The sequence below is a fragment of the Bradyrhizobium forestalis genome (assembly GCF_002795245.1).
Taxonomy (GTDB): domain Bacteria; phylum Pseudomonadota; class Alphaproteobacteria; order Rhizobiales; family Xanthobacteraceae; genus Bradyrhizobium; species Bradyrhizobium forestalis.
The window spans coordinates 19,820-32,396 of record NZ_PGVG01000059.1 but is presented as its reverse complement, the minus strand read 5'-3'; the positions used below and the strand labels follow the sequence as shown (position 1 = coordinate 32,396).

At 65.0% G+C, this 12,577-nt stretch carries 9 protein-coding genes; all 9 read left to right on the top strand.

Annotated elements, in window-relative coordinates; genetic code table 11:
* The first annotated feature begins 252 nt into the window (after nt 1-252).
* The 9 genes from CVM73_RS36055 to CVM73_RS41340 all read left to right on the top strand — a co-directional run bounded on the left by CVM73_RS36055 (nt 253) and on the right by CVM73_RS41340 (nt 12,551).
* Complete coding sequence (locus tag CVM73_RS36055; RefSeq protein ID WP_100236495.1) at nt 253-1,692, top strand: sigma-54 interaction domain-containing protein; 1,440 nt, start codon at nt 253-255, stop codon at nt 1,690-1,692.
* A gap of 241 nt (nt 1,693-1,933) precedes the next feature.
* Nucleotides 1,934-3,961 (top strand): acyl CoA:acetate/3-ketoacid CoA transferase, encoded by a 2,028-nt coding sequence (locus CVM73_RS36050; RefSeq protein WP_100236494.1) that lies wholly within the window; start codon nt 1,934-1,936, stop codon nt 3,959-3,961.
* A gap of 106 nt (nt 3,962-4,067) precedes the next feature.
* On the top strand, nt 4,068-5,252 hold the full coding sequence (locus tag CVM73_RS36045; protein ID WP_167407254.1) for a substrate-binding domain-containing protein: 1,185 nt from the start codon (nt 4,068-4,070) through the stop codon (nt 5,250-5,252).
* 175 nt (nt 5,253-5,427) lie between these two features.
* Nucleotides 5,428-6,192 (top strand): ABC transporter ATP-binding protein, encoded by a 765-nt coding sequence (locus tag CVM73_RS36040; RefSeq protein WP_100236492.1) that lies wholly within the window; start codon nt 5,428-5,430, stop codon nt 6,190-6,192.
* Nucleotides 6,189-6,911 (top strand): ABC transporter ATP-binding protein, encoded by a 723-nt coding sequence (locus CVM73_RS36035; protein ID WP_100236491.1) that lies wholly within the window; start codon nt 6,189-6,191, stop codon nt 6,909-6,911. Before CVM73_RS36040 ends, CVM73_RS36035 begins: the two co-directional genes overlap by 4 nt.
* Entirely contained in the window at nt 6,908-7,918 is a 1,011-nt protein-coding gene (locus CVM73_RS36030) for a branched-chain amino acid ABC transporter permease (protein ID WP_100236490.1), read from the top strand. The genes CVM73_RS36035 and CVM73_RS36030 overlap by 4 nt, the downstream gene beginning before the upstream one ends.
* A complete protein-coding gene (locus tag CVM73_RS36025) occupies nt 7,915-9,000 on the top strand; it encodes a branched-chain amino acid ABC transporter permease (protein ID WP_208639286.1) in 1,086 nt (361 codons plus the stop codon). Before CVM73_RS36030 ends, CVM73_RS36025 begins: the two co-directional genes overlap by 4 nt.
* Before the next feature lie 174 nt (nt 9,001-9,174).
* Nucleotides 9,175-12,297, top strand: coding sequence for a bifunctional diguanylate cyclase/phosphodiesterase (locus CVM73_RS36020; RefSeq protein WP_167407253.1), 3,123 nt, complete (start codon nt 9,175-9,177; stop codon nt 12,295-12,297).
* On the top strand, nt 12,297-12,551 hold the full coding sequence (locus CVM73_RS41340) for a PAS domain-containing protein (RefSeq protein ID WP_245452528.1): 255 nt from the start codon (nt 12,297-12,299) through the stop codon (nt 12,549-12,551). Before CVM73_RS36020 ends, CVM73_RS41340 begins: the two co-directional genes overlap by 1 nt.
* The last annotated feature ends 26 nt before the right edge of the window (nt 12,552-12,577 follow it).

Genomic DNA, 12,577 nt, shown 5'->3' with positions numbered 1-12,577 from the left:
CCGTCGCTCTTGCACTCAACACCAGGCCTCGGAAGACCCTGGGCTGGAAAACACCGGCAGAAACTCTCGACGAATTGCTGCGGGTGAGCGATACACAAGGTGTTGCGACGACCGGTTGAAGTCGCCCTGGATGCCCCGGTCAAGCCGGGGCATGACAGTGGCGGGTGTCGCCCGCACCTCAGCGCCACCATTTCTCCCTTTGAAATTGCTGGCCTTTTGCTAATACACAGGCGGACCTTCCCGAGGCATGCCATGTCCGCTTCCCCCTCGATCAGCGATCCCGCCTATCTCCGTGCGCGCGCGATGGAGACGTTGTTCGAGCGGCTGGAAAAGCTCTGCGAGGGCGCGATCGCGATCGACCGCGGCGGGCGCGTCGTCTACGTCAACGAGAAATATCTTGCCGCGCTCGGTCTCAACCACACCACCGAGGCGATCGGCCGGTCGATCGAGGAGGTCATCCCGAACAGCCTGATGCGGAAGGTGGCCGAGACCGGCGAGCCGATCCTGCTCGACATCATGGAGCTCGGCGGCGAGCAGCTCGTCGTCACCCGCATGCCGATCGAGGACGAGAACGGGACGCTGATCGGCGCAATCGGATTCGTGCTCTATGATCATCTCGAAAGCCTGAAGCCCCTGCTCGCCCGTGTCGCCCAGCTTGAGAGCGATCTGCGGCTGGCGCGGCGGCAATTGTCCAACGCCCGCGCGGCGCGTTTCACCTTCGCCGATTTCGTCGGCACGACACCCGGAATCGCGCGAGCCAAGGAGCTGGCCAGCCGTGCTGCGCGGCAGAGCGTCACCGTTCTGCTCACCGGCGAGACCGGAACGGGCAAGGAGATGCTGGCGCAGGCGATTCACAACGCCTCCTCGCGCGCGGAGAAGCCGTTCGTCAGCGTCAACGTCGCGGCGATCCCGGAGACGCTGATCGAGTCGGAGTTCTTCGGCACTGCGCCGGGCGCCTATACCGGTGCCGACCGCAGGGGGCGCGAGGGCAAATTCCGCATTGCCGACGGCGGCACGCTGTTCCTCGACGAGATCGGCGAGATGCCGCTGCAGCTCCAGGCAAAGCTCCTGCGGGTGCTGCAGGAGCGCGAGATCGAGCCGCTCGGCTCGGACAAGATCACCAGGGTCGACGTCCGCGTCATCGCCGCGACCAATGTGGATCTGCGCAAGCGCGTCAGCGACGGCGCATTTCGCGCCGATCTCTACTACCGTCTCAACGTGCTCTCGGTCGACCTGCCGCCGCTGCGTCATTGCCGCGACGATCTCCCTGACATCTGTGCCCGGCTGCTCGACGACATCAGCGCGTCGGGCGACTACGTCAAGGCCAAGATCACGCCGAGCGCGCTCGCCGCGCTCGCCCGCTACGATTGGCCCGGCAATGTCCGCGAGCTCCGCAACATCCTCGAGCGCGCGCTGATCCTCAGCGATTCCGGGCGGCTGACCGGTGAGGATGTCGCCCGCATCCTCCCCGTCGGCACCGAGGTCAGGCTTGCACCGCCCGAGCGCCCGGCCGGAACGGTGGTGCCCTATGCCGAGGCCGAGGCCGAATTCGAGAAGCACATGCTCGAGCAGGCGCTCGCCGCCAGCAACGGCCAGATCACCGAGGCCGCCAGGATGCTGCGGATCTCGCGCGCGACCTTCTATAAGAAGCTCGCCAAGTTCGGCCTCGCCTCGGGATCGGCGCCCGTCTGAGTTTCGAGACACGGGACTGTCCGGAGTCTCGGATTCCGGACACCGCGACTGGCTGCTCTTCCGGAGCTCGATTGTGGAAGCTGCCGCAGATTTCAGCGGTTTTGCGCGAACTTGCGGGATCTGGCGCGGACCTTGCTCTCCGCTTTGGCCGTCATTCATCGCGAGGAACAACCTGTTCCGGGGCTGCCCTCCGCGATAAGATCAAGCACAACAAGGCATACCAGGGAGCGGGAGGAACGCCGTGAGCCACCATCCAGCTCTGCCCTATTTGCGCAATTCCGAGAAGGGCAAGGTCGTCTCGGCGGCCGAAGCGGTCATGCTGATCCGCGACGGCGACACGGTGGCGACCGGCGGATTCGTCGGCATCGGCTTTGCCGAGGAGATCGCGATCGCGCTGGAGGAGCTCTATCTGTCCCACGAGGGCGATGCGCCCTACACGCAGGGCAAGCCGCGCAATCTGACGCTGGTCTATGCGGCCGGACAAGGCGACGGCAAGCAGCGCGGGCTCAATCATTTCGCGCATGAGGGGCTGGTCCGGCGCGTGATCGGCGGGCATTGGGGCCTTGCGCCGAAACTGCAGCAGCTCGCCATCGCGGGCCAGATCGAGGCCTATAACCTGCCGCAGGGCGTGATCACGCACCTGTTCCGCGACATCGCCGCGCACCGGCCCGGCCACATCACCCGGGTCGGCATGGGCACCTTCGTCGATCCCCGCCACGGCGGCGGCAAGCTGAATGCGCGCACCACCGAGGACATGGTGGAGCTGATCACGCTGCGCGGCGAGGACTGCCTGCTCTACAAGACGTTCCCGATTCAAGTCGGGATCATTCGCGCCACCACGGGCGATCCCGACGGCAATCTCACCATGGAGAAGGAGGCGCTGACGCTGGAGGCGCTCGCCATCGCCATGGCGGCGCATAATTCCGGCGGCATCGTCATCGCCCAGGTCGAACGCGTCGCCGAGGCCGGCAGCCTCAATCCGCGCCAAGTCAAGATTCCCGGCGTTCTCGTCGACTGCGTCGTCGTGGCGCGGCCGGAGAATCACTGGCAGACGTTCGGCACGCAATACAATCCGGCTTTCTCGAGCGAGATCCGCGTTCGCGCCGCCTCTCTCCCCGTGATGCCCATCAGCGAGCGCAAGATCATCGCGCGGCGCGCCGCTCTGGAGCTCAAGGCCAACAGCGTCGTCAATCTCGGCATCGGCATGCCGGAGGGCATCGCCTCGGTCGCCAATGAAGAGCGGATCATCGATCTCATCACGCTGACGGCGGAGCCGGGCGTGATCGGCGGCATCCCGGCGAGCGGCATCGATTTCGGCGCGGCGATCAACACGCAGGCGGTGATCGACCAGCCGTACCAGTTCGACTTCTACGACGGCGGCGGTCTCGATGCCGCCTTCCTCGGGCTTGCCCAGGTCGACCGCGCCGGCAACCTCAATGTCAGCAAGTTCGGACCGAAGCTTGCGGGGGCTGGCGGCTTCATCAACATCAGCCAGAACGCCAAGGAAGTCGTGTTCGTCGGCACGTTCGGCGCGGGCAAGCAACGCGTCGCGGTGCGCGACGGGAACCTCGTCATCCTCAACGAGGCCAAGTCGCGCAAGTTCGTGGGTAGCGTCGAGCACGTCACCTTCAGCGGCCCGTTTGCCGCCGCGCGCAAGCAGCGCACGCTTTATGTCACCGAGCGCTGCGTATTCGAGCTTGGAGCGGACGGGCTCGAGCTCACCGAAGTCGCGCCCGGCATCGACCTCGAGCGCGACATCCTGCGCCTGATGGATTTCAAGCCGCTGATCCCGCGCGACCCGGAGCTGATGGACGCGCGCATCTTCGGCGACGGCCTGATGGAGCTGCGCGAGCGCCTGCTCACCATTCCGCTCGATCAGCGCTTCACGCTGGACGAGCGGCAGAACCTGTTCTTCGTCAACCTGGAACGCTATCCGCTACGCAGCAAGGCCGAGATCGACACCATCGCGTCCATCGTCGAGGCCCGCCTGGCGCCGCTCGGACGCCGGGTCTACGCCATCGTCAATTATGACAATTTTTCCATCCTGCCGGAGCTGATGGACGATTACTCCGCCATGGTTCGCAGCCTCGTCGACCGCTTCTATTCCGGCGTGTCGCGTTACACCACGTCGGGCTTCCTGCGCATCAAGCTTGGCGAAGCCCTGGAGAAACGCGGCGTCGCGCCGCATATTTTCGAGAGCGCGGAAGAGGCGCAGTCCGACCGGCGCCAGGCCGAGGGAGCCGGCGATGTGCGGCCAGCTCAAAAATGATGCATGTTCGAAAGGCCGACATGCTCAAGCGGAAGGTTCAATTGCAATGTTCGTAGTGTTGTGCAAATCGCTGATACCGAGAAACTTTGAATCAGGAGGGACCATCGTGCGTCGATCACTCATCATAACAACAACCATTCTCGCGCTCGCCGCAGGCGCTTCCGCACGGGCGGACGATCTCAAGATCGCGCTGATCTACGGCAAGACCGGTCCGCTCGAGGCTTACGCCAAGCAGACCGAGACCGGCCTGAAGATGGGTTTTGAATACGCCACCAAGGGCACCATGACGTTCGACGGCCGCAAGATCGTCGTCATCACAAAGGACGACCAGGGCAAGCCGGACCTTGCCAAGGCTGCACTCGCTGAAGCCTATCAGGACGACAAGGCCGACATCGCGATCGGCACCACCTCTTCGGCCGCGGCGCTCGCCATTCTCCCGGTTGCCGAGGAGAACAAGAAGATCCTGATCGTCGAGCCCGCGGTCGCGGACCAGATTACCGGCGAGAAGTGGAATCGCTACATCTTCCGCACCGCGCGCAACTCCTCGCAGGACGCGATCTCGAATGCGGTCGCGATCGGCAAGCAGGGCGTGACCGTCGCAACCCTGGCGCAGGATTATGCCTTCGGCCGCGACGGCGTCGCCGCCTTCAAGGAGGCGCTCGCCAAGACCGGCGCGACGCTCGCCGCCGAAGAATACGCCCCGACCTCGACCACCGACTTCACCGCGGTCGGCCAGCGCCTGTTCGATGCGCTGAAGGACAAGCCGGGCCGCAAGGTGATCTGGGTGATCTGGGCCGGCGCCGGCAACCCGCTGGCCAAGCTCCAGGACATGGATCCGAAGCGCTACGGCATCGAGCTCTCCACCGGCGGCAACATCCTGCCGGCGCTCGCCGCCTATAAGGGCCTGCCCGGCATGGAAGGCGCGACCTATTACTTCTATGAGATCCCGAAGAACCCGGTGAACGATTGGCTGGTCGCCGAGCACCAGAAGCGCTTCAACGCGCCGCCGGACTTCTTCACCGCGGGCGGCTTTGCCGCCGCGATGTCCGTCGTCACCGCCGTCACCAAGGCGAAGTCGACCGATACCGAGAAGCTGATCACGGCGATGGAGGGCCTGGAGTTCGACACGCCGAAGGGCAAGATGGTGTTCCGCAAGCAAGACCATCAGGCGCTGCAGAGCATGTATCACTTCAAGGTCAAGGTCGATCCGAACGTCGCCTGGGCCGTGCTCGAGCCGGTGCGCGAGCTGAAGATCGAGGACATGGACGTTCCGGTTAAGAACAAGCGCTGAGTTGGTCACCTCTCCCGCTTGCGGGAGAGGTCGGCGCGAAGCGCCGGGTGAGGGCTTTCTCCTCTAGGGAATGTCCCGTTGCGGAGATACCCTCTCCCCTACCCTCCCCCGCAAGCGGGGGAGGGGGCGCAGTTTGATCCGCGGATAAATCCAGTTCATCATTTTCAGGCGTTCAATGACGCTCACCCTCGAAACCCGCGATCTCACCATCCGCTTCGGCGGCCATGTCGCGGTCAACAATGTCTCCTGCACGTTTCGCCCGGGCGAACTCACCGCCATCGTCGGGCCGAACGGCGCCGGCAAGACCACCTATTTCAATTTGATCTCGGGCCAGCTGCGCGCTTCACACGGCAGCATCCTGTTCGACGGCACTGACATCACCCAGCATTCGGCGCCGCTGCGCACGCGCGCAGGCCTCGGGCGAGCCTTCCAGCTCACCAACCTGTTTCCGAATCTCACCGTGGAAGAGAACGTCCGCCTCGCGGTGCAGGCGGCCAGCGGCACCCATTACGACCTGCTGCGGCCATGGATGGTGCGCCGCGACCTGATCGCACGCGCAGACAGCATCCTCGACCAGGTCGCGCTCGGCAGCCGCCGCGGCGTCGCCGCGACCGCGCTGTCGCACGGCGACCAGCGCAAGCTCGAGGTGGCGCTGATGATCGCGCTCGAGCCGAAGGTTTTCATGTTCGACGAGCCGACCGCCGGCATGAGCATCGACGAGGTCCCTATCGTCCTCAACCTGATCGCGCAGCTCAAGCAGGACAGGAGCAAGATCATCCTGCTGGTCGAGCATAAGATGGACGTGGTGCGCTCGCTCGCCGACCGCATCATCGTGCTGCATAACGGCCAGCTCGTCGCCGACGGCCCGCCGGCCGAGGTGATCGCCTCGCCGATCGTGCAGGAGGCCTATCTCGGTGTTGCACCAAAGAGCGCCGCATGACTGACCTGCTCAAACTCTCGGCCGTGCACACCCATATCGGGCGTTATCACATCCTCCAGGGCATCGATCTCGCCGTCCCGCAAGGACAGGTCACGATGCTGCTCGGCCGCAACGGCGCGGGCAAGACCACGACGCTGCGCACCATCATGGGCCTGTGGCAGGCCTCGAGGGGCGAGATCACCCTCGCCGGAATGCGGATCGAGAGCCTTGCGACGCCCGACATTGCCCGGCTCGGCGTCGGCTACGTGCCGGAGAGCATGGCAGTGTTCTCCGACCTCACGGTGAAGGAGAACCTGGTGCTCGCGGCCCGCGACGGGCCGCTCGACGACACCCAGCTCGACTGGATCTTCGGCTTCTTCCCGGCGCTGCGCCGGTTCTGGCTGTCGCGCGCGGGAAGCCTCTCGGGCGGACAGAAGCAGATGCTGTCGATCGCGCGCGCCATCATCGAACCGCGCAAGCTGCTATTGATCGACGAGCCGACCAAGGGACTCGCGCCCGCCATCGTGATGGCGCTGATCGAATGCCTGAAGGAGATCAAGCGCAAGGGCGCGACGATCCTTTTGGTCGAGCAGAATTTCTTTGCCGCCCGCGAGCTCGGCGACAACGTGCTGGTGATGGACAACGGCACCATCGTTCATCGCGGCGAGATGGCGGCGCTCGCCGCCGACGTGCCGCTGCAGGAGCGGCTGCTCGGCCTGAGCCTGGAGGCGCATCAGTGACAGACCTTGCCGCAACCGATCCGCTGCCGAAGCCGAAGCGCGATCTCGCGCCGATCCTGCTGCCGGTCGCGCTAGCGCTGCTCATGATCCCACTGATCGGCTCGACCTCCTCCTGGCTGACGCTGACCGCCGCGAGCCTTGCCATGGGCATGATGATCTTCATCATGGCCTCCGGCCTGACACTGGTGTTCGGCCTGATGGACGTGCTCAATTTTGGCCACGGCGCCTTCATCGCCGTCGGCGCCTATGTCGCGACCCTGGTGCTGGCGCCGTTCGCGGCGTCCATCCAAGCGGACTTGCTCTGGATGAACCTCGCGGTGCTCGCCCCCGCCGCGCTGCTGTCGATGGCGGTGTCGGGCGCGCTCGGGCTCGTCGTGGAGCGCGTGCTGATCCTGCCGGTCTACGGCCAGCATCTGAAGCAGATCCTGATGACGACCGGCGGCCTGATCGTCGCCGAACAGACGCTCTATGCGCTGTGGGGACCGCAGATCATCCCGATGCCGCTGCCGGCCTCGCTGCGCGGCTCCTTCATCCTCGGCGACGTCGCGATCGCCAGGTACCGCGTGCTGGCGATGCTGATCGGGCTCACCGTCTTCATCGCGATCCAGCTCGTGCTCAACCGCACCAAGCTCGGCCTCCTGATCCGTGCCGGCGTCGAGAACCGCGAGATGGTGGAGGCGCTCGGCTATCGCATCCGCCGGCTGTTCCTCGGCGTGTTCATGACCGGATCGGCGCTGGCCGGTCTCGGCGGCGTGATGTGGGCGCTCTATCGCGAGCAGGTGCACGCCTCCATGAGCGACGACCTCACCGTGCTGATCTTCATCGTCGTCATCATCGGCGGCCTGGGGTCGATCGGCGGCTGCTTCATCGGCGCGATCCTCGTGGCCATGGTGGCCAATTACGGCGGCTTCCTGGTGCCGAAACTCGCCCTCGTCTCCAACATCCTGCTGATGGTCGCCATTCTGATGTGGCGGCCGCGCGGCCTCTATGCGGTGACCAGCCGATGATGATCCTCTCAGGCGATCCGCCGCGCAGCCGCGTCCTTTCGCTCCTCCTCGTCGTCATCATCCTGGCGCTGGCGGCGACGCCGTTCCTGTTTCCGGGTGCCAAGGCGCTGAACGTCGCGGCCAAGATCTGCGTCTTCGCCGCACTGGTCGCCTCCTACGATTTGCTGCTCGGCTACACCGGCTCGGTGTCGTTCGCCCACACCATGTTCTACGGCATCGGCAGCTACGCCATCGCGATCGCGCTGTACGGCATGGGTCCGAACTGGGCCGCGGTCGCAACCGGAATCGTCACCGGCCTGCCGCTCGCCGCGCTGCTTGCACTTGCCATCGGGTTGTTCTCGCTGCGGGTTGCCGCGATCTTCTTTGCCATGATCACGCTCGCGGTCGCCTCCGCCTTCCAGGTGCTGGCCTCGCAATTGTCCTGGCTGACCGGCGGCGAGGACGGGCGCAGCTTTCAGCTGCCCGAGCTGCTGCGGCCCGGCACCGTGCTCATCTCCAAGAGCCTGTTCGGCTTCGAGATCAACGGCCGCATCCTGACGTTCTATCTGGTGTTCGCGATCTCTGCGCTGATGATCCTCGCTTTGCTGCGGGTGGTGAACTCGCCGTTCGGGCGCGTGCTGCAGGCGATCCGCGAGAACCGGTTTCGCGCCGAGGCGCTCGGCTTCCGCACCGTGTTCCACCTGACCTATGCCAACTGCCTCGCTGCGCTCGTCGCCGCGAGCGCCGGCATTTTGAACGCGCTATGGCTGCGCTATGCCGGTCCCGACACCTCGCTCAGCTTCTCGATCATGCTGGACATCCTGCTGATGGTCGTGATCGGCGGCATGGGCACGATCTACGGCGCGATCATCGGCGCCACCATCTTCATCCTCGCGCAGAACTATCTGCAATCGCTGATGGGCGTCGCCGCCAAGGCGGCCGACGAAGCCGGCCTGCCGCTGCTGCCCGGGCTGTTGCATCCCGACCGCTGGCTGCTTTGGCTCGGGTTGCTGTTCATCGCCAGCGTCTATTTCTTCCCGACCGGCGTGGTCGGGCGCCTGCGCAAGGCCGGCGGCGGCAAGGGCGCTGGCAGCTCGCATTAAGCGGCGATTAATGATGCGGCGCGGCGACTGCTGCGCGCGCCGCACAACCGCGACGAGATTCCCGCATCGCTGCCTACGGACGCGATGACGCAACCGGATTAATGCTTAGGTAACTGGTTTTCCTAAGGTTTGCGCCATTTGTGCGGTGTATTCATGTCCCTCCAGGGAGGGGGAATGCGCCAGGTCTTTTCCACGGTGGCAGCCGGAATGTCTCAAGCCGTGAACAACGGCTGGAGGGCAGCGATGCGGCGTGGCCCCGTGCTGTGGCTGACCTTGTGCGGCGTGTTGCTGGTCGCGGGGATATTCACCGTGACGGCCATGGCCATCGGCGAGTTTCGCGAGCGGACCCTGGTCAACCGCGAACGCGAGCTGGAAAACACGGTGCAGCTGATCGCGCGGCACTTCGATCAGCAATTCGAAGATTCCGACGTCGTCGCCGCCGATGTGATCGGACAGATGAACCTGCCTGACATCACCTCGCCCGCAACGTTCCGCGAACGCATGTCCGGAGCTGCGACGAACCAGATGCTCCGCAGCAAGATCAGCTCCGTGTCCTATCTCGGTGACATCGCGATCTATGATGCCGACGGCGAACTGATCAACTGGTCGCGGGTCCAGCCGCTGCCCAAGGTCAACGTCTCCTCGCGCGCTTATTTCCAGACGTTCAAATCGAATCCAATGGCCGAGCCGGTCATCCTGGAATCCGTCCGCAGCTTCATCATCGACAAATGGACCACGATCGTCGCACGCCGGTTGACCGGCGCTGACGGCACCTTCCTCGGCACGATGGTCCGGCGGATCGACCCGGACAGCTACCGGCAGTATTTCGCATCCGTCGCGCTTGCCGAGGGCACGGCGATCTCGCTGTTCGACCGCGAGGGCAAGATGCTGGCGCGCTATCCGCATCTCGAAGAGATGATCGGACGGAGCTTCAAGGACGCCCCGCTGATGCAGAAGGTGCTGACCAGGGGCGGTCAGCAGACGCTTCGCGTCAAGAGCCCGATCGACGGCGAGGATCGGCTGGGCTCGGCCGCGTCCCTGAATCATTTTCCCCTGATCATCGTCGCGACCAATACGATGTCGGCTGCGCTCGCGGACTGGCGGCAGCAGACCGGCTTCCTGGTCGCTACGGCAAGCTTCTCGGCGGCCGTGATAGCGCTGATCCTCTATCTGATCATCCGCCAGATCAACCGGCAGAACCGCGAGGCCCAGGAGCGGATCGAATCGGAGCGGCAGCGGCTCGACACGGCCCTCAACAACATGTCGCAAGGGCTGATCCTGTACGACGCCGCCGGATACATCGTCATCTGCAACCGCCGCTACGCCGACATGTTCGGCCTGTCCCACGACGTCATCAAGCCCGGCTGCCACATCCGCGAGGCGATGTACCATCGCAAGGAGCGTGACGCGTTCGATGGCGATGTCGAGGCGTTTTGCGCCGACGTCATGCGGATCGTCGCCGAAGGCACGGTCTCGACGAGAACCCATCAGCTGGCCAACGGCCGCGCCTTCCAGGTCATCAACACGCCGCTCGCACAGGGCGGATGGGTCGCCACGATCGAAGACATCACCGAGCGCCGCAACCTTGAACAGGAGCGCGATCGCAACTACACCTTCCTGCGCGAGATCATCGACCATATCCCCTCGCAGATCACCGTGAAGGATGCGCGTACTCGGGAATATCTGCTGCTCAACGTCGTCGCCGAACAGCTGTTCGGCCAGTCGCGTCAGGATGTCGTCGGCAAGACCGCTTTCGACATCTTCCCCGAGGCGCCCGCCGCCCGCATCACCGAGGACGACAGCAGGGCGCTGAAATCGGCCAAGGGATTGTTCAAGGACGAACATGCCTGGCAGATGCCGGGCATGGGGCTGCGCTATATCACCTCGACCCGGATCGGCATTCACGATGAAGCCGGCGAGCCGCGCTATCTCATCCATGTCATCGATGACGTCACCGAGCGGCGTCGCGCCGACGAGAAGATCGCGCATATGGCGCATTACGACGCGCTGACCGACCTGCCGAACCGAACCCTGTTCCGCGAGCAGATCGAACGCGAGCTGGCGAAGGTCGCCGATGGCTGCCGGTTCGCGCTGCTCTACATCGATGTCGACGAATTCAAGGGCATCAACGATTCGCTCGGCCACCATGTCGGCGACGAGCTGTTGAAGGCGATCGCGGGCCGTCTCCGCGGCTGCCTCAAGCAGGGCGACCTGATCGCGCGGCTCGGCGGCGACGAGTTCGCGGTGATCCAGACCGGGATCGGATCGCCCGCCGACGTGCTGTCCTTCGTGACGCGGATCTACCAGGCTATTCGGCAACCCTATCATTGCCTCGGCCACCAGCTCTCCACCGATGCCAGCATCGGAATTGCGCTGGCGCCGCAGGACGGCGCCGATCTCGACCAACTGATCAAGAACGCCGACCTCGCGATGTACGGCGCCAAGGCCGAAGGACGCCGCACCCACCGTTTCTTCGAGCCGGAAATGGATGCGAGCGCCAAGGCACGCCTGAGCATGGAGCTGGATCTGCGGCAGGCCCTGGTGAATGGCGGCTTCGAGATTCACTATCAGCCACTGGTCGACCTGCGCACCAACGAAGTGTCGGGCTGCGAGGCGCTGCTGCGCTGGCGCCATCCCGAGCGCGGCATGGTGTCGCCGGCGGAATTCATCCCGGTCGCCGAGGACACCGGCTTGATCACCGAGCTCGGCGATTGGGTGCTGCGCATGGCCTGCAACGAGGCCGCGACCTGGCCGGCGCAGGTGCGTGTCGCGGTCAACGTCTCGCCGGTGCAGCTCAAATGCGACACGCTGGCGCTGCGGATCGCGGGCGCGCTCGCCGCCTCCGGGCTGGACCCGCGCCGGCTCGAGCTCGAGATCACCGAGGCCGTGCTGATCCGCGACGACGAGGCGGCGCTCTCGATCCTGCATCAGCTCCGATCGATCGGCGTGCGCATCGCGCTCGACGATTTCGGCACCGGCTACTCCTCGCTGAGCTATCTGAAGCGCTTCCCGTTCGACAAGATCAAGATCGACCGCTGCTTCGTCGCCGATATCGCAGAGGCGAGCGGCGCGCCTGTCATCGTGCAGGCGGTGGTGAACATCGCGGCCGCCAGCGACATGACCACGGTCGCCGAGGGCGTCGAGACCGAGGCGCAACGCGACATGCTGCGCGCGCTCGGCTGCACGCAGATGCAGGGCTATCTGTTCAGCGCGCCGAAGCCGGCCAGCGAGGTGCGAAAGCTGTTCGGTCCCGGCGATGGCTTGCCCGGGACCTTGCCCGTGGCTGCGGTGGCCTGATGGCGAGGTCGCGCAAGACCGTCGATGTCGCCGATTCCTACGCGGTGCGGCTGATGCAGCACCTGGTGGTGCCGACCTTCGTGATCGACCCGCAGCGCCGCGTCGTGATCTGGAACAGGGCCTGCGAGCGGCCGAGTTCGTGCGGGCCGATCGCGGCTCGCACCGACTTCCAGCCGTCGCAAGTCGCCGGTCCAGCCGATGCTGAAGTTCATCCCACTGAAGGTTCTACTGCGTTCGGGTTCGCCAACGGGTGATGTTGCGCCGGAACAACACCCACATT